16 protein-coding genes are annotated in these 16,500 nt (G+C 64.3%); 4 read left to right on the forward strand and 12 right to left on the reverse strand.

The features are described from left to right. Positions 1–174: 174 nt before the first annotated feature. The 5 genes from QNI87_RS09285 to tsaD form a co-directional block, all read right to left on the reverse strand. Entirely contained in the window at positions 175–573 is a 399-nt protein-coding gene (locus tag QNI87_RS09285) for a response regulator (RefSeq protein WP_300595932.1), read from the reverse strand. Between the two features lie 64 nt (positions 574–637). Then, positions 638–1,261, reverse strand: coding sequence for a hypothetical protein (locus QNI87_RS09290; protein ID WP_300595933.1), 624 nt, complete (start codon positions 1,259–1,261; stop codon positions 638–640). 109 nt (positions 1,262–1,370) lie between these two features. Beyond that, a complete protein-coding gene (locus QNI87_RS09295) occupies positions 1,371–2,948 on the reverse strand; it encodes a lipopolysaccharide biosynthesis protein (protein WP_300595934.1) in 1,578 nt (525 codons plus the stop codon). A gap of 1 nt (position 2,949) precedes the next feature. Then, complete coding sequence (locus QNI87_RS09300; protein WP_300595935.1) at positions 2,950–3,939, reverse strand: NAD(P)H-dependent glycerol-3-phosphate dehydrogenase; 990 nt, start codon at positions 3,937–3,939, stop codon at positions 2,950–2,952. Continuing rightward, on the reverse strand, positions 3,936–5,012 hold the full coding sequence (tsaD, locus tag QNI87_RS09305) for a tRNA (adenosine(37)-N6)-threonylcarbamoyltransferase complex transferase subunit TsaD (protein ID WP_300595936.1): 1,077 nt from the start codon (positions 5,010–5,012) through the stop codon (positions 3,936–3,938). Before tsaD ends, QNI87_RS09300 begins: the two co-directional genes overlap by 4 nt. A 50-nt stretch (positions 5,013–5,062) precedes the next feature. On the opposite strand from tsaD, the gene hemC reads away from it, so the two are divergent. The 3 genes from hemC to QNI87_RS09320 all read left to right on the forward strand — a co-directional run bounded on the left by hemC (position 5,063) and on the right by QNI87_RS09320 (position 7,742). Then, positions 5,063–6,007 carry a hydroxymethylbilane synthase gene (gene hemC, locus QNI87_RS09310; RefSeq protein WP_300595937.1) on the forward strand — a complete coding sequence of 315 codons (945 nt, stop codon included), beginning with the start codon at positions 5,063–5,065 and terminating at the stop codon, positions 6,005–6,007. Further along, on the forward strand, positions 6,004–6,696 hold the full coding sequence (locus QNI87_RS09315) for a uroporphyrinogen-III synthase (RefSeq protein WP_300595938.1): 693 nt from the start codon (positions 6,004–6,006) through the stop codon (positions 6,694–6,696). The genes hemC and QNI87_RS09315 overlap by 4 nt, the downstream gene beginning before the upstream one ends. 107 nt (positions 6,697–6,803) lie before the next feature. Beyond that, positions 6,804–7,742: a hypothetical protein gene (locus tag QNI87_RS09320; protein ID WP_300595939.1), complete on the forward strand. Its 939-nt coding sequence runs from the start codon at positions 6,804–6,806 to the stop codon at positions 7,740–7,742. A gap of 9 nt (positions 7,743–7,751) precedes the next feature. On the opposite strand, the gene QNI87_RS09325 is transcribed toward QNI87_RS09320, so the two are convergent. Next, positions 7,752–8,975 carry an FAD-dependent monooxygenase gene (locus QNI87_RS09325; protein WP_300595940.1) on the reverse strand — a complete coding sequence of 408 codons (1,224 nt, stop codon included), beginning with the start codon at positions 8,973–8,975 and terminating at the stop codon, positions 7,752–7,754. A 59-nt stretch (positions 8,976–9,034) separates the two neighbouring features. Between QNI87_RS09325 and QNI87_RS09330 the strand changes: the two genes are divergently transcribed. Beyond that, the gene (locus QNI87_RS09330; protein ID WP_300595941.1) at positions 9,035–11,113 is read left to right on the forward strand and encodes a thioredoxin family protein; all 2,079 of its coding nucleotides are present in this window, start codon (positions 9,035–9,037) and stop codon (positions 11,111–11,113) included. Here the strand turns inward: QNI87_RS09330 and QNI87_RS09335 are convergent. From QNI87_RS09335 to uvrB, 6 genes are all read right to left on the reverse strand, one after another. Further along, positions 11,110–11,649, reverse strand: a complete 540-nt coding sequence (locus QNI87_RS09335; RefSeq protein ID WP_300595942.1) for a hypothetical protein — start codon at positions 11,647–11,649, stop codon at positions 11,110–11,112. The two genes, QNI87_RS09330 and QNI87_RS09335, sit on opposite strands and share 4 nt — an antisense overlap. Continuing rightward, positions 11,646–13,169 carry a peptidase S10 gene (locus QNI87_RS09340; protein ID WP_300595943.1) on the reverse strand — a complete coding sequence of 508 codons (1,524 nt, stop codon included), beginning with the start codon at positions 13,167–13,169 and terminating at the stop codon, positions 11,646–11,648. Before QNI87_RS09340 ends, QNI87_RS09335 begins: the two co-directional genes overlap by 4 nt. Before the next feature lie 40 nt (positions 13,170–13,209). Continuing rightward, positions 13,210–13,428 (reverse strand): type II toxin-antitoxin system HicB family antitoxin, encoded by a 219-nt coding sequence (locus QNI87_RS09345; protein WP_300596102.1) that lies wholly within the window; start codon positions 13,426–13,428, stop codon positions 13,210–13,212. 2 nt (positions 13,429–13,430) lie between these two features. Further along, positions 13,431–13,679, reverse strand: a complete 249-nt coding sequence (locus tag QNI87_RS09350; protein WP_300595944.1) for a type II toxin-antitoxin system HicA family toxin — start codon at positions 13,677–13,679, stop codon at positions 13,431–13,433. Next, positions 13,676–14,179, reverse strand: coding sequence for a DUF4357 domain-containing protein (locus QNI87_RS09355; protein WP_300595945.1), 504 nt, complete (start codon positions 14,177–14,179; stop codon positions 13,676–13,678). Before QNI87_RS09355 ends, QNI87_RS09350 begins: the two co-directional genes overlap by 4 nt. A 73-nt stretch (positions 14,180–14,252) precedes the next feature. Further along, positions 14,253–16,460 carry an excinuclease ABC subunit UvrB gene (gene uvrB / locus QNI87_RS09360; protein WP_300595946.1) on the reverse strand — a complete coding sequence of 736 codons (2,208 nt, stop codon included), beginning with the start codon at positions 16,458–16,460 and terminating at the stop codon, positions 14,253–14,255. Between the last annotated feature and the right edge of the window lie 40 nt (positions 16,461–16,500).

Genomic DNA, 16,500 nt, shown 5'->3' on the forward strand with positions numbered 1-16,500 from the left:
GCGGGGGCTCCTGTCGATCTTGCGTCGATCTTCACCGGCCGATCTGTTCGGGCCGATCGTCACCAGCGCTCTTCGCAGTTTCGCACAGGCCCTTCAACCCCGTAACGCTTGGCGCGCATGGGCGCAGCCAGCGCGACGCGTCGCCCGGCCTTGGGGCGCCGGGCTCAGGCTCGGTCAGACGTTGATCGTCGCCCTGGCCAGGTGCGTATCCTCTTCCTCGGTTCGCTCAAGGGCGGTGTTGACCGCGCTAAGCATTTCCGCAGGCGGGCACGGCTTGATCAGGGTTGTCGCGGCCGGAAATTGCTCGGCGACCTCATCGCGCGAATGCGCGCCCGAATGAAAAATGATCGGCACGTTGTCCGCCTCAAGCCGCTTGGCGAGGGAAAAGACTTCGCCGTCCTCGAGAGTGATGTCGAGAATGGCGAGGTCCGGCTTTTCCTTTTCCGACGCCAGAGCGGCGGATGACACCCCGCTAAAGGGACCTTCCACCTCATAGCCCGCCTCTTCGACCGTATCGCACAGATCGAACGCGACGATCGGCTCATCCTCAGCAACGAGTATGCGCTGCACCATAAGTGGTCTCCTTACTAGACGGTAAGGGGTGTAGCACAGGTTTGACAGTTCGCGCTTCGAATTCTTATCCGTTATTGCCGAATTTCTCGGCGAAGGCCGACTTGTCACCGGAAATCAGCAGCTTGGCTTGCTCGACCCATTGGTCCCGCGCGATGCGGCCTTTGAAACGACCGAGCTTGGCGTCGATCGCGGCCACGTCCGAATCGCTCCACGCGGCGATCTGCGCGAAGGTTGTGACGCCTTCGGCTGCAAGGATGCCGACGAGTTTCGGTCCCACACCCTTGATCGTCGTGAGATCGTCAGCGGTATTGCTGGTGGCAGCGGGGCTGGCAGCGGCGCTTGGCGCGGGTGTTGGAAGCGGAGCGGGTGTGTCGTCCATCGCGGCGGGAGCGGGCGCGGGTGTTGGCTCCTTCGAGAGCGGCGGGAGCGGATCGGGCGTCGGCGCCGGAGCGGGCTGGGCTGTCGCCAGCGGGGCGGACGTGTCTTCCACCACGGCGGGCTTGGCATCGATCAACGCCTGGTTGCGCTGCGCCGGTGCGGCGCCTTCGTCGAGCACATCGCGCTTCAGGCTCTGATCGCCGACGATGGTGGTCGACTGATTGAACCGCACGAAAAGCCAGATTGCGATCGCCAGCAGAACAAGGCTGATGATGATCAGGGGCAGCGCGTTGGCGAGGGATTGGGACATGGCAAAAAGGCTTCTTTCCAAGGTGAATGGCAGGATCGCCGCGACTTAGCACCGTCGCTTTCGAGCGCAACCGGCGAGATCGCACCGGGGCGGCTTTACGCAAGCGGCGTCAGGTCTTGTCGCCAGGATCCGGGACGGTCGCCGGCACCACGTTCTTGCGAAACAGGACCCGGTCCGATTCTTCGAATCCCCGGTACCAAAGCACCAAGGCGTAAACGGCGAGGATCGCCGGGATACCGAGGACAAGCTCCACCCATTCCAGCGATGGCGGCAGCGAGATGAACACAAAGCCGATCACGACCGCAGGGCCCATCGCCCAGACCAGCCCCCAGCGCAGGTTCGACACCGGCGCTTCCAGGAGTTTCCTGAGCACCAGCGCCTTGATCACGCTTGAGACCGTAAGTGCAAGGAACAGCGCGATGGCCGGACCGGCGGTCGCAAAGCCGTCGACATCAAGGCCGAACTCATCCGCCAGTCGCTCCAGCCCGAAGATCAAGGCAAAGGTCAGCGCCGCCTGAAGACCGAGGATAAAGACCGAGATCGCAAGATTGCGCTTGCGCGCGATGTAGACAAGGACGCTTTCCGATACGACCGCCATCGACGCGGCGACCTCGGCGGCGAGGAGAAAGGCCAGTGCCGCAGTCCCGGCGACGTAATCCGGCCCCCACAAGCCCATCACCGCTTCGCCCGGAATGGCGAGTGCGAGAGCAATCGCGAGCTGCACCGCTATAATCCAGAAGCCCACCTGCCGCACCTGCGTGGCGATGGCCGCAAGGTTGCCGCTCTTGAGGTTCTTCGTGATCACCGGAGACAGGATCGGCTCGAAGCTGGTCTTCAGCTTTTGAGGCAGGCTCGCGATCTGCTGGGCCGCGTAATAGATGCCGACTGCAACCGGCGAGGCGACGAAGCCGAGAATGAAGATGTCGAGCAGCCGCGTGCCGCGCTCGATCGCGTCCGCGCCGATCAGCGGCAGCGCGCGGCTCGACTGCCTTATCATGGCGCGCCCCGAGGGGGTCCAGTCGCGGGGTGGTCCATAGGTGCGAACGAAGGAGAAAGCGGCGGTGATCAGCCCGGCGAAGATCGAGACGATGAAGGCCAGCGCCAGGCCGAATTCGCGCAGCGGCGCGATGTAGAAGAACACGCCGGCTGCAATGCTGATCGTCCAGGGTTCCACGATGGCGCGCGTGCGCACCGTGGTTGCGATGTCGTACTTGTAGGCCTGGGCGGCGAGCATGATCTCGGTCAGCGCAAAGGCCGGGATCGTGGCGATCAACCACATGTCATACGGGCTGTTCATCCCGCTGGGAAACATCGGCGTGGGGTAGATCCAGAGCGCCAGGCACGCGGCGCCGGACCATAACAGGGCAAGCAGCATCCCATCGAAGACGAGGTTGACTTCGGGCTCGCCATCCGGGTTGCCATGCTCGGTCCCGCCTTCGGTGAGGCGCTGGGCAAGGCCGCGCTTTTCGCCCAGCGAGCACACCAGCGCGAGCACTTCGATCAACACCAGCGCAGAGGCAAAGCGGCCCAGCGCTTCCGCGCCATAAAGGCGCGTGGCGATCAGGATGAACGGGATGCGAGCGATCAGACGCACGACAAAGCCCATCGTGTTGGTCCTGCCGCCCTTGGCGAGCGCCGCCATATCGTCCTGGTGCGTGGCCGGATCGGGGTTTCGCGCTGCGCTCATGTCAGATGTCGCGCTCGCGCTTGAGCCGGCGGGCTAGCAGTCTGGCGACCACATCACCGGGCGCGGCGCCGTCGAGGATTGCCTGCACTGCGGCGGTGATCGGCATTGCGATCCCGCGATCCTTGGACAGCTTGGCGAGTACGGGAGCGGTGTGCGCGCCCTCGGCGACGGTGCGACGATCGGCCATGAGTTCCGCCGCGCTGGCGCCTTCGCCAAGCGCTTTGCCGAGCGAGAAATTGCGGCTGGAGGTAGAGGTGCAGGTCAGAACCACATCGCCCATACCGCACAGGCCCGACAGCGTTTCGGCCCGCGCGCCCAGCGCCGCTCCGAACCGCAGCATTTCCGCCATGCCGCGCGCAATCAGCGCTGCGCGCGCGTTGTGACCGAGGCCAAGCCCTTCAACAAGGCCGCAGGCGATCGCCAGCACGTTCTTGATCGCCCCGCCGATCTCCGCCCCGGTAACATCATCCGAATAATACGGGCGGAACGAGGGCCGCGCGATGGCAGAGACCAGCCGTTCCCATTGCGCCTCGCCGCCCGAGCACGCCAGCGTGACCGCGGTGGGCAGGCCAGCGGCGACTTCGTGCGCGAAGGTCGGCCCGGAGAGCACAGCAACCGCGCTATCGGGGCAGGCGGCGCGCGCGACTTCGTTCATCAGCCGTCCGGAGCCCGCCTCGATGCCTTTCGAGCACAGCACCAGGTCGCGCGGGGAACGAGGGAGGCTGGCGAGCACTGTGCCCAGAACTTGCGCTGGGGTGACGCCAAGAACGATGTCCGTTTCAGCGAAGTCGCCCATGTCACCGGTCGCGCGGATCGTGGGATTGAGTTCAGCACTAGGCAGGTAGAGCGGATTGCGATGCCCGGCGTTGATCGTCTCGACCAATTCGGGCTCATAGGCCCACAGCAGGACTTCGCGACCGTCGCTGGCGAGCATTTGCGCCAGAGCCGTCCCCCAGGCGCCTGCGCCGATGACACCGACCCGCTGGCTCATGCTTTCACTCCCGCGCCGCGCACCGCTTCGGCTTCGGGGTCGAGCGGCCATCGCGGACGGGCGCGAAAGTCGAGCGGGTCGCCTTCAAAAAGTTCTCCCGATTTCGCCAGGCGCTCGCATCCGGCCCAGGCGATCATCGCCGCGTTATCGGTGCACAGCTTCAGCGGCGGCGCGCAAAAGCGCATTCCTCGCCTCTCAGCCAGAGCCTCCAGCGCCCTGCGCACCGAAAGATTGGCCGCAACGCCCCCGGCGGCGACCAGCGCGGGAGGGGTGCTAATCCGCTCCAGCGCATGGTCCAAACGATCGACAAGGCAATCGATTGCAGCCCGTTGGAAACTGGCGGCGAGGTCAGCGTCGGCGTGCTCGCCGCTCTCATAAGCCCGCAGGACCGCGCTCTTGAGCCCGGCAAACGAGAAATGCGGTTCCCTGGAGCCTTTCAACGGGCGGGGCAGGGGAACCGCCACCGCGTCGCCCTTGCTCGCCAGCCGCTCGACCGCCGGGCCTCCGGGATAACCGAGCCCCATGATCTTCGCGGTCTTGTCGAACGCTTCGCCAAGCGCGTCATCGATGGTTGTGGCAAGGCGGCGATACTCACCGACGCCTTCGACAAGCAGGATCTGGCAGTGCCCTCCCGAAACCAGCAGCAGCAGATAGGGAAAGGCGAGCGCCTCGTCGGCAAGACGCGGGGAGAGCGCGTGGCCTTCGAGGTGATTGATCGCCAGCAGCGGCGTGTCCGAGGCCATCGCCAGCGCCTTGGCGCTCACCAGACCCACCATAACGCCCCCGATCAGGCCCGGCCCGGCGGTCGCGGCGATCGCGTCCACCGCTTCAAGCCCGATCCCGGCGTCTTCGAGCACGGCGTCGATCATGGGCGCAAGGCGCTCGGCGTGGGCGCGCGCGGCGATTTCGGGGACGACACCGCCATAAGGCGCGTGTTCGGCTTCCTGACTGGCGATGCGCTCGGCCAGAACAACCCGTTCGGAAGTCACCAGAGCGACAGCTGTCTCATCGCAGCTCGACTCGATGCCGAGAACGATTGCCTTTCCAGCGGAGATGCGCGCTTGTGATCCCATCGCGCTTTCATCTAGTCGTTGCGCGGGCTAGGGCAAGCCGGACGGAAGGGATGTCCATGACTAAGCACACGAACCCGGCGGTGAGAATCCGCCTGGGGACACGCAATTCGCCCCTCGCCATGGCGCAAGCGTATGAAACGCGCGACCGGCTCTGCGCAGCGCATGGTTGGGCTGAGGACGAGGTGGAACTGGTCCCGGTGATGGCGAGCGGTGACAAAGTGCTGGACCGGCCGCTGGCGGAAATCGGCGGCAAAGCGCTGTGGACCAAGGAACTCGATGTCTGGCTTGTCGAAGGGCGGATCGATGTGGCGGTCCATTCGGCCAAGGACGTGGAGACGATTCGGCCCGATGCCTTTGTCTTTGGCGCGGTCCTGCCGCGCGCGGACCGGCGCGATTGTCTGATCGGTGCCGCCGGGATCGCTGAAATCCCGGAGGGTGCCGTGGTGGGCACCAGCGCCCCGCGCCGGGCAGCCCAGCTCTTGTGGCAGCGCCCGGATTGCAAGGTCGTCACGTTTCGCGGAAATGTCGCGACGCGTCTTGCCAAACTGGAAGCGGGAGAGGCGGATGTGACCTTTCTGGCGGCGGCCGGGCTTGAGCGGCTTGGCCAGGCGCATGTGGGCGTTCCCATCGACGAGACGATGTGGCGCCCGGCAGCGGCCCAGGGTGTCATCGCGCTGGAATGCCGCGCCGGCGACAGCGCGACGCGCGACGCGCTGGCGGCGATTGACCACAGCGAGACGCACGCGGAATTGCGCGCCGAGCGGCTCTTGCTTGAGGCTCTGGGAGGCACATGCCACTCACCGGTTGCGGCGACGTGCCACTATGTCGACGGCACTATGGTCCTCGACGCCTCGCTCTTTTCGCCCGACGGGCAGGAGCGCGTGGATGGAGAGGCCCATTTCAAACCGGGCGAGAACGATGAGGTTCTGGCGCTTGCGCGCGATCTTCTGAGCCGCTCGTCGCCTGCAATAACGGAGCATTTTCGCGGCGCATGAGCGATACACCCGTCCTTGCCATCCGGCCTGAGCCCGGCCTGTCCGCAACGCTGGCCCTCGGGCGCCAGATGGGGCTGGCCATGCACGGCTTCGCGCTGTCGCGCGTGGTGCCTGTGGAATGGGAAGTGCCATCGCTCTCGCGCTTCGATGCGCTTCTCATCGGCAGCGCGAACGCGATGCGCCTGGGTGGAAAAAATCTCGCCCGGCTGACGCATCTGCCGGTCCACGCCGTGGGTGAGGCCACCGCGCGCGAGGCGAGAGCGGCTGGCTTTGAGGTGACGCGGCTTGGCCAAGGGGGCTTGCAGAGCGTTCTCGATGCCGTGGAGCCACCGGTGCATTATCTGCGGCTTGTCGGAAACGAATATGTCGCGCTCGATTGGCCCGAAGGCGTATCCTTCGAACCGCTTCCGGTCTACGCCGTTCAGCCTCGCCATTTTCTCGACAAGCCCGCCTCACTGCTGCAAGGCGAGGTGATCGTGCTGCTCCACTCGGCGGCTTCGACCCGCCAGTTCGTCTCTGAATGCGCGCGGCTATCTGTGGACCGGAGCCGGGTCACACTGGCGGCGATGGGAGAGCGCATCGCCGAACCGGCGCGCGCGGCTGATGAGGGCGGATGGGCCGCTGTCCACATCGCAATGGAGCCAAGCGACGAGGCGCTGCTGGCCATGGTGTCCGCGCTATGCCAATAAGGACGACATGAACGTCTCCCGCGCCGGAACGTTGACTGTCGAGAAAACACGGCATTGGTGTCGGGCCGGGAGCGGTTTTTCGGGGCGCAATAAGAGATAAGACGGGTATGGAATCGAAGTATGGCAGCCGGCGCAAGAATTCGCCCATGAAGGGCGCCTTGCTTGCGTCAGGCGCGTCATTTCTAATCGGCGGCGCGCTGGTCGGCTATGTGGTTTGGCACAACGCCCGCACGGACGACCCGCCCGAACCGCCAAGAGTGGAAACGATCGCCGAGAGCGGCTCGCCCACCCCGACAGGGGTGCCCAGCGCGGCTGTTTCCCCATCGCCCACCCCGTTGGCCGAAGCCCTGGGAGAGGCAGAAACGCCCGAGGAGGCTGTGGAAGCGGTCACGCGGGTCGCTGAGCAGCAGGGCGGACTTGAACAGCGCCTTGCCGCCGCCGAGCAGCGGTTGACGCGGCTCGATATTCAAGCGCAGGCCGCCGCCGGAAACGCCGCGCGCGCCGAAGCGCTGCTGATCGCCTTCGCCACGCGCCGTCTGGTCGAGCGCGGGGATGAGCTTGGCTATCTCGCCGACCAATTGCGGCTGCGGTTCGGCGACGAACGCCCGAACGCGGTCAACACGATCATCAGTTTTTCGCGCATCGATCCTCCGATCCGGCTCGATGGCCTGCTGGCCCGGCTCGACGGCCTGGGGCCGCAGTTACAGGAGCGCAGCGAAGGGCCGTCATGGGAGGCCTTTTCCCGCGAGATTGGCGAACTCTTCGTCATTCGCCGCGAATCGACGCCCTCCAGCCAGCCCGAACGGCGGCTTGAGCGCGCGCGTTACGCCATGGAGCAGGGGCGCTATCGCAGCGCGATCGAGGAAGTGCGCGGCCTGCCCGGCGCGGACAAGGCCGACGCATGGATCGCCGATGTGGAGCGTTTCGCCAGCGCGATGGAGGCGCTTGAGAACATTGAAGCGGCCGCCGTGCTCGATCAGCGGGGCCTGCGCGATGGGTCGGGCAACCGCGTTGCGCAACCAAGCGCCGTCGAAACGCCCGGCTAAGCTCTCACGTCAGGCGCGCAGCAATTCGGGCAGATCGCCGGACACCCCGCGCGCCTCATCCATAAAGAAGGTTTTCAACGCCCCGGTGCGTTGCACCCCGGCCATACCTAACCGCCGGATAGCCGAGGCGGCGTTGCCGGGCACTCCGAACAAGCGTGTCAGAGTGTCGGTCGCAAGGCTCACCATGAAGCTGTCGAGCCCGCGCCAGTTTTCGTATCGCTTCAAAAGCTGTGCGTCGCCCGGGTCCAGGCCCAGCCGCGCGCCGTCGGCCAGAACCTCGACCAGCGCCGCCGCGTCGCGCAGCCCCAGATTGAGGCCCTGGCCCGCAATCGGGTGTATGCCGTGCGCTGCATCGCCCACCAGGGCCAGACGTTCATCGGTGATCTTGGCGGTGTGATGGAAGCCGAGCGGCCAGCTTGATCTCTTGCCCACGCTCGTCACTTCGCCAAGGACATCGCCCATGCGCTTTTGCACCTCGGAAAGGAACGCGCGGTCGCCCAGCTTCATGACGCCGCGTCCATCCTCTTCGGAGACGGTCCATACAAGCGAGGATCGGTGCGTCCCGTCCGCGTCGTCGTTCATGGGGAGCAGCGCGAAGGGGCCGGCGGGGTAGAAGATCTCCCAGGCAACGTTGTCGTGTGGTTTGGAATGGGTGAGCCCGGCGATGACGGCGCGGTGCTTGTAGTCCCATTTTGCGAGCGTAAAGCCCGCTTCTTCCCGCGTCGGCGAGCCGCGCCCTTCGGCGGCGACCATCAGTCGGCCTTTGAGCTTCTCTCCCGACGCGAGCACGGCGGCGACACCGTATTCGGAGCGCTGGCGCTCCGTCACCTCGGCCTTGGACACCCAGTTGATGAGTGGTTCTTCAGCGGCGGCCTCGAAGAGGGCCAGCCGCAAACGCCGGTTCGGGAACATCCGGCCCAGGGTGCCCTGATCGGCGTCAGGCTGAAAATCGATGCGGCCCGGCTTTTGCTGATCGGTCACTGCAATGCTGGCGATGTCGCAGGCGAATTCCTCAAGGCCCTCGGCAATCCCGATATTGGTGAACATATGCCAGCTCGCGGTCGAGATCGCGGTGGCGCGGTCATCGAACCCCTCGGCGGTCAGCTCCGCCGGGTCCGCGCGGTCGATGACATGGCTCGACAGCCCCTTCTTCGCCGCCGCCAGCGCGAGCGCCATGCCGACAAGGCCGCCGCCCAGGATCAGAAGGTCGCGGGTCTCGTGCGTCTGGGTCATTGTGTCACCTTGTCCGGTCCGTTTGCGATCACCATGTGTTCCGCTCTAGAGGCTTGGCCGTGACCGACGCAACATTCTTTCCCCCTTGGCCAAGACACTTCGCTGCATGGGTTTTTGCGTGCCTCGCAAGTCTGGCCCTTGCCTGCGCAGCGAGCGCGCAGGAGACCGAACGCCGCGAATTCTATGGCGATGCCAACATCGAAGTGCAGCTGCTCGCGGAAGACCTGCCTGCGCCGGGCCGGGAATGGACGCTCGCGCTCACCTTCTCGCCAAGCGCGCCCGAATGGCACGGCTATTGGAAGAATCCGGGCGATGCAGGGCAGGGCCTGCGGCTGACCCTCGATCTGCCTGAAGGCTGGGAAATGGGCGAGGCGCTCTATCCAGTGCCCGATCGTCTCCTGATCGGCGATCTGATGAACCACATTTACGAGGGTGAGTACGCCGTCCTGGTGCCGGTGAGCGTGCCTGAGGATGCGGAGATCGAAGGCATCCCGACCCTGACCGGCTATGTCGAATTTCTCGCCTGCACCGATCGTGTGTGCGTGCCGCAAGACGCGGTGCTGGAGGCAGGGATTGGCCTTGGCGATTTTCCGAAATGGCGCGCGCAGGTGGCGCCGTTGCTCGATGCGCAAGCGGCGTTTGATCTCGCCGGAGATACGCTGCGCCTGGCGATCCCGCTGCCCGAAAGCGTTACCTTGGCCGCGCCGCACGTCTTCATCGCCAACGAAGAGCTGGTTGACTACGCGGCAGCGCAGAGCTTTCGCCGCGCCGGCGACACATTGACAGTCGATGTTCCGCTTGGTCGCGGGAACGCCGCGCCTCCCGGCGCGGTTGAAGGCATCCTCGCCTTTGGGGATGAATCCGGCGTGCGCTTCAGGGCGGTGCCCGGCGAAGTGCCGACGGGCGGCGAGGTGATCGCGGGGCCGGCGACACGCGCTGTTCCGCCGCTGTGGACGCTCGCGATCGGCGCGCTGGTTGGCGGTTTCATTCTCAACATCATGCCCTGTGTGTTTCCGATACTCAGCCTCAAGGCTCTTAGTCTCGCGCGTGCTGGTGAAAGCGAGGCAGCGGCGCGGGTCGAGGGGCTCGCCTACACTGCCGGAGTGGTGCTGGCCTGCGTGGCGCTCGGCGCGGTACTGCTCGCCTTGCGCGCGGCGGGCGAGCAGGTGGGCTGGGCATTTCAATTGCAGGAGCCTTCGGTCGTGATCGTCCTGCTGGTGCTGGCCGCCGCGATCACCGCCAACTTTGCAGGTGTGTTCGAACTTCCCAGCATCGACACGGGGTCTGGCGCGCGCAAGGGAGCGGGCGGCGCGTTTGCGACCGGGCTGCTCGCCGCTTTTGCCGCCACGCCGTGCACGGGACCGTTCATGGCCGCCGCTCTAGGCGCAGCGCTGTTGCTCCCCGCGCCCCTCGCGCTCGTGCTGTTCGCAATGCTGGGGCTGGGGCTGGCGCTCCCATTTCTTGCACTCGGCTTTGTACCCGCTCTGCGCCGCCGCCTGCCCAAGCCGGGCGCCTGGATGGAGACGTTCCGGCGCATCATGGCGATCCCGATGGGCCTCACCGCCATCGCGCTTGTCTGGCTCACCGCACAGCTTGGTGGGCGCTATTTTGCCATGCTGGCCTTGCTCACCGTCTTCGGGGTCATTCTGGCGCTGTGGGTGGTCGGCAAGCTCCAACGCGCGGGCAAAATGGCCTGGCCCGCTCTTCCGCTCGTCGCCGCGCCCTTCCTCGTTTTCGGGGCGGTGGCGCTGCCCGCCAGTTTTGAACGCCCCTTGCGCGGTGCGTCGGCGTCGCTCTTGGCCGCGCAGGAGTTCTCCGAGGAGGCGCTGGCCGAGGGGCGCGCAAGCGGTAAACCGGTCTTCGTGTGGTTCACCGCCGATTGGTGCGTGACCTGCAAGGTGAACGAGAGCGTGGCGATCGAGCGCGAGGCGACCGCCGAGGCGTTCGAGGAAGCGGAGGTCATCGCCATGGTGGGCGACTGGACCGTGCGCGATGAGGCCATCACCGCGTTCCTGACCGAGCAGGGGGCGGCCGGCGTACCGCTTTACCTATGGTACGAGCCCGGCGCAGAACCCGAACAGCTGCCGCAGGTTCTGACGCCCGATACCCTGCCTGAGCTTGCGCGCCGCCCCCGCTAGCCTTCGCGGCAACGCTCCACCAGACGCATGGGCAGATCGCTCGCGTTCAGTTTGACAAGCCCGCCGCCCGGAACCGTCGCGTTGACCGCGCGCGGACCGGCCAGAGGTTCCAGATCGCGGTCGTCGGCGGGCGCTTCGCCGCGCCAGACCATCGCGCCCTCGACGTGCGTGGCGTCGACTTCGATCCGGCCGATATGACCGTTGCCCACCAGCGCCATCAGCGCTTTGGCGCCCTCATCCGCAGGGCTCGGCCGGGTGATGCGCACGCGCGCTTGTTTCTCATCGGTCAGGCAATCAAGCGACATCAGAGCGGGTGAGCCGGGCACACCATAGATGATCCGGTTCCCATCGCGCGCGCTTGCTGTCCACAAAGCGCCTTCGGTGTCGGGAGAGGGCAAAGGCTCCGAAGCGTAGGTTGGCGCCGGATCGGGCATGGCGCGGTTCATACCCGCATCGGTTGGCGGCGGCTTGCAGGCTGCAAGCGCCACAGCGCCGATGGCTAGCGCGGCCCAGCGGCTGGGGGTCTTGGCCCTCATCGCGCACGGATAAAGGCGCGAATGTCTTCGGAAAGCTGTTCGCGGTCTTCGTCGCGGATATACATCGTATGGCCTGCATCGTAATACTTGTACGTGACCCGATCCTGCGGAATGCCCATGCGGTTGAGCGAGTATTCCGCGCCGAAGAACGGCGTTGCAAAATCGTACCAGCCCTGCGCGTTGAAGACCTTGAGCCCGCTGTTCTGGCGCATGGCCTTCCCGATGAACGGCGCAAGGTTGAGATACGCGCCGCGACCCTGACCGCTCAGCGACCAGTCCCACCGCGCGCCAAGCCCGCCGATCGAGCTGTAGGGCCGGTCGGTTTCAAACCCGAGCCCTTCGCGCGCCCATTGGTTGATCGCGGCGGTGTAGCCCGCGTCAATGCCGTAAAAGCTGGGGTCGCTGTCGGGGTGTTCGCCCGCGTTATCGTAATCGACGCCCGTGTAGCGTGCATCCAGTCGCCCGATGGTAAGCCCCCGGTCACGCAGAAGCTCCTTGTAGAAACGCTGAGCGGTCACGCGCAGATTGGCGCGGTCGAGATAGGCTTCGGATAGCCCCGTAAGCTGCGAAAGCCGCGCGCGCACCGCCGCTCGCTCGGCGTCGGGAAGGCTCTGACCTTTGAGCAGCGCGGTCGCAAATGGACCGATGGCAAACTCGCGCGCTTCCTGCGCAATCGCCTCGACCGAACTCGCCTGGACGACGCCGTGATAATAGGCCGCCGTCGCCATGTTCGGCAGGGTGACGATATAGGCCATCTCGTTGCCTGGCGTCGGCTCGCGGCCCGCAAAGTCGAGAATGGTCGATATGAGGATCAGGCCGTTAAGAGCGACATCGTTATACGTCGAACCCTCAAGCTCATCGACCACCATGGCCGTGCGGCTGGTGCCGTAGCTTTCGCCGCCGAGGAATTTGGGACTGTTCCAGCGTCCGTTATCGTTAATCCAGCGGCGGATGACGGAGGCGACCGCGCGCGCGTCCTGCCGTAGGCCGTAATATTTCGAGGTGTCGGTGCCCTTGGTCAGATAGGAAAAGCCCGTGCCGGGCGGATCGATGAAGACAAGGTCAGCAACATCGAGCAGGCTCGCCGGGTTATCGAGGATCGGATAGGGCGGCGCGCCATCGTCGCGCGCGTCCGAGGGGATCGCGACCCGCTTGGGCCCGAACGCGCCCATCTGGAGCCAGACCGAGCCCGAACCCGGCCCGCCGTTGTAGATGAAGAACACCGGGCGAGAGGTGTCCGCCGGGTCCTTAACATAGGAGGTGGTAACGATGACGGCTTCCTGCTTGCCCCCTTGCGAACTACTGGCGTCGCCTTCGAGGATCGTTTCGGCAATGGTCGCGGTGTAGTTCATGCGCACCCCGCCGAACGTGCCGGAATGCTGCGTGGTCTTGACCTGCGGCTCGATTGTCGCGGCTTGAGATGAAGCGCCTTCCTGGTGGCTGTCAGCCAGGGCGGGAGCGGCACTCAGAGCAAGGGCAAGGGCGGCGGCGCTGAGGGCGCTGAGAATGCGGGCGTTCATGAGGGCGCTCTAAAGCATCCCGCGCAAAGCGCATCAAGACTTACGCGTAGATGGCGGGGCGATAGCGAGCCTCCGGGATCGGGAGGTCGCTGTCCCTTGCCGTTTCCAGCCAGCCCTCGATCGCTTCTTGAATACTGGCGATGGCCTCATCGGGTGTATCACCGTGCGCCGAGCAATACTTCAGATCGGGGACATCTGCGATCCAGCAGCCATCCTCATCCGACCAAAAAAGATTGATATGATAGTGCGCGTTCTTCACGCTCACATATGTAGGTCATAATCCCTTACCACTTCAAGAAGGCGTTTCACCTGATAAGGCATCGCGTCCTTTCCGCGTGGCTGCACAGTTAGGATGATCGGCACGTCCGGATGCTTGTAGTGTCGGTGACTGCCTTTTTGACGGTGCATTTCGAAGCCGAATGCAGTGAGAAGGGCTTCGAAGTCTTTGAACGAGATGCGCAGTTGAGGGTTATCGAGGATTTTGGCGTAGAGTTTATCGATGCGGGTCATTGCTTGAGCTCATCAAGCTTTACCCAATCATCATCGCTGGGCCGCTTAGCGTACCAAAATTTCCAGCCATTCACGTTGTTGCCGGAGATCGCACTTGCAGCGTCTGACGGACTGGTCCTCTTGTTGCCTTCCTGATCGACCCAACACCCTTCTCGGATCTCGCCGGCGTAGGTCTGCCCTTTGTATGAAGCACGGAACAGCGTGCCTTCAGGAAAGAACACGTTGCTGTACCAAGCTCCACCATCGGTCAGAGAGTTGAGAAAATTCCCATGCTTGGCTGTCATGGCGCTGGGCGGCAATTTTGCGAGCAACTGGAATAAATTATTCCGGTAGCCCGGACCTCCGCCGAGGATATCCTCAACCGTACCTATGTCCCTTGCTTCGCCTTTGATTGGTTCAAGCTTCAATAGGCGGCGAATGACTGAATTATAGGTATCCTCTTCCGTTTTTCGAAGCGCGGTCAAGGCTTTGAAGACGTCAAAGTCAATCTCGATCTGCATTTACGTTCTCCGATACGAAAAGTTCTATCGAAGATAAAATAGAAAATCAACTGTAAACACTCAGTTTTGGCGCCTAAGCCTTCCCGCCCACCCGCTTGTACCTTGTCTTCCCATAGCGTGTCTTTCTCGTCCCCGGCCTTCCTTCGGTGCTTTTGCCCTTGATCGGCGCTGCCTTCTGCTCATCGGGCAGCCCAAGCTCGTCATTCTCCAGACGGCGGATTTCGTCGCGCAAGCGTCCGGCTTCCTCGAATTCGAGATTGGCGGCGGCGTCGCGCATGCGCTTTTCGAGGTCTTCGATGTAGCTGCGCAGATTGTGGCCCCTGAGACTTTCGGCTCGGTTGTTGACCTCCTCATCGCCCGTGTCGACCACCACGCCATCCTTGCTCGCGGCGTCCGCAACGATGTCCGCGATGTCGCGCTTGATCGTTTGCGGGGTGATGCCGTGTTCCTTGTTGAATTCCTCCTGCTTCTCGCGGCGGCGGTCGGTTTCGGCCATGGCGCGCTCCATGCTGCCGGTAATTCGGTCAGCGTAGAGGATCACCCGGCCATCGACATTGCGCGCTGCGCGGCCGATGGTCTGGACTAGGCTGGTCTCGGAGCGCAGGAAGCCTTCCTTGTCCGCATCCAATATGCACACGAGGCCGCATTCGGGAATGTCGAGCCCCTCGCGCAGCAGGTTGATCCCCACCAGGACATCATAGACGCCAAGGCGCAGGTCGCGGATCAGTTCAATACGCTCCAGCGTCTCCACGTCCGAGTGCATGTAGCGGACCTTGACGCCCGCCTCGTGCATGAACTCGGTGAGGTCTTCGGCCATCCGCTTGGTGAGGGTGGTGACGAGCGTGCGATAGCCCTTGGCGGCGGTCGCCTTGCATTCCTCGATGCAGTCCTGCACCTGATCCTCGACCGGGCGGATGGTGACGGGCGGGTCGATCAGGCCGGTGGGGCGGATGACTTGTTCTGCAAACACGCCGCCCGTCTGCTCCAGCTCCCACGGGCCGGGCGTGGCCGAGACGCAGAAGGTCTGCGGGCGCATCGCGTCCCATTCGTTGAAGCGAAGCGGGCGGTTATCGATGCACGAGGGCAGGCGAAAGCCGTATTCGGCGAGCGTGATCTTGCGCCGGTGGTCCCCGCGCGCCATCGCGCCGATCTGCGGCACGGTCTGGTGGCTTTCATCGACAAAAAGCAGCGCGTTTTCGGGCAGGTATTCGAACAGCGTCGGCGGGGGCTCCCCCGGAAGGCGCCCGGTGAGGAAGCGTGAGTAATTCTCGATCCCGTTGCAGCTTCCGGTCGCGGCGATCATTTCCAGATCGAAATGCGTGCGCTGTTCGAGCCGCTGGTGTTCGAGCAGCTTACCTTCCGCCTCCAGCTCTTTCAGCCGTTCGGCAAGCTCGAATTTGATCGCTTCGGTCGCCTGCTTCATCGTCGGGCCAGGGGTCACATAGTGTGAGTTCGCGTAGACCCGCACCTTGTCGAGCTTTGCGCCGGTTTTGCCGGTCAGCGGGTCGAACTCGGCGATCTCCTCGATCTCGTCGCCGAAGAAGCTGATGCGCCAGGCCATATCCTCATAGTGGCTGGGGAAGATCTCCAGATTGTCCCCGCGCACTCGAAAGCACCCACGCACGAAGGCGGCGTCGTTGCGCTTGTATTGCAGCGCGACAAGCTTGCGGATGATCTCGCGCTGATCGACGGTCTCGCCCTTTTTGATGTCGAAGATCATCGCCGAATAGGTCTCGACCGAGCCAATGCCGTAAAGACACGAGACCGAGGCCACGATCACCACATCGTCGCGTTCGAGCAGAGCGCGGGTGGCGGAATGGCGCATCCGGTCGATCGCCTCGTTCACGCTCGATTCCTTCTCGATATAGGTGTCGGAGCGCGGCACGTAGGCTTCGGGCTGGTAGTAATCGTAGTAGCTGACGAAGTACTCAACGGCGTTGTTCGGGAAGAAGCTCTTCATCTCGCCATAAAGCTGGGCGGCGAGGATCTTGTTGGGCGCGAGGATCAGGGCCGGGCGCTGCAATTCCTCGATCACCTTGGCCATGGTGAAGGTCTTGCCCGAGCCCGTGACGCCCAGCAGCGTTTGCGTTTTCTCGTTATCGCGCGCGCCTTGAACAAGCTCCGCGATCGCCGTCGGCTGGTCGCCGGCGGGTTCATAGTCCGAGACGATTTCGAACCGCTTGCCCGGCATCGATTTCTCGGGGCGCTCGGGGCGGTGGGGGGTGAATTCCTCGCCGGTTTCGGGCTCGTCGAGGCCCCTGCGAATAACGAGTTCTGCCATGGGCCTTCATATGTGCGCGCTCGGGTTGATTGTGAAGTGG

This window comes from Erythrobacter sp., assembly GCF_030066995.1.
Classification (GTDB): domain Bacteria; phylum Pseudomonadota; class Alphaproteobacteria; order Sphingomonadales; family Sphingomonadaceae; genus Erythrobacter.

What these genes read in the sequence shown, in the direction of transcription:
- QNI87_RS09285 (WP_300595932.1), bottom strand. Translation starts at nt 573, where the DNA reads ATGGTGCAGCGCATACTCGTTGCTGAGGATGAGCCGATCGTCGCGTTC.
- QNI87_RS09290 (WP_300595933.1), bottom strand. Translation starts at nt 1,261, where the DNA reads ATGTCCCAATCCCTCGCCAACGCGCTGCCCCTGATCATCATCAGCCTT.
- QNI87_RS09295 (WP_300595934.1), bottom strand. Translation starts at nt 2,948, where the DNA reads ATGAGCGCAGCGCGAAACCCCGATCCGGCCACGCACCAGGACGATATG.
- QNI87_RS09300 (WP_300595935.1), bottom strand. Translation starts at nt 3,939, where the DNA reads ATGAGCCAGCGGGTCGGTGTCATCGGCGCAGGCGCCTGGGGGACGGCT.
- tsaD (WP_300595936.1), bottom strand. Translation starts at nt 5,012, where the DNA reads ATGGGATCACAAGCGCGCATCTCCGCTGGAAAGGCAATCGTTCTCGGC.
- hemC (WP_300595937.1), top strand. Translation starts at nt 5,063, where the DNA reads ATGTCCATGACTAAGCACACGAACCCGGCGGTGAGAATCCGCCTGGGG.
- QNI87_RS09315 (WP_300595938.1), top strand. Translation starts at nt 6,004, where the DNA reads ATGAGCGATACACCCGTCCTTGCCATCCGGCCTGAGCCCGGCCTGTCC.
- QNI87_RS09320 (WP_300595939.1), top strand. Translation starts at nt 6,804, where the DNA reads ATGGAATCGAAGTATGGCAGCCGGCGCAAGAATTCGCCCATGAAGGGC.
- QNI87_RS09325 (WP_300595940.1), bottom strand. Translation starts at nt 8,975, where the DNA reads ATGACCCAGACGCACGAGACCCGCGACCTTCTGATCCTGGGCGGCGGC.
- QNI87_RS09335 (WP_300595942.1), bottom strand. Translation starts at nt 11,649, where the DNA reads ATGAGGGCCAAGACCCCCAGCCGCTGGGCCGCGCTAGCCATCGGCGCT.
- QNI87_RS09340 (WP_300595943.1), bottom strand. Translation starts at nt 13,169, where the DNA reads ATGAACGCCCGCATTCTCAGCGCCCTCAGCGCCGCCGCCCTTGCCCTT.
- QNI87_RS09350 (WP_300595944.1), bottom strand. Translation starts at nt 13,679, where the DNA reads ATGACCCGCATCGATAAACTCTACGCCAAAATCCTCGATAACCCTCAA.
- QNI87_RS09355 (WP_300595945.1), bottom strand. Translation starts at nt 14,179, where the DNA reads ATGCAGATCGAGATTGACTTTGACGTCTTCAAAGCCTTGACCGCGCTT.
- uvrB (WP_300595946.1), bottom strand. Translation starts at nt 16,460, where the DNA reads ATGGCAGAACTCGTTATTCGCAGGGGCCTCGACGAGCCCGAAACCGGC.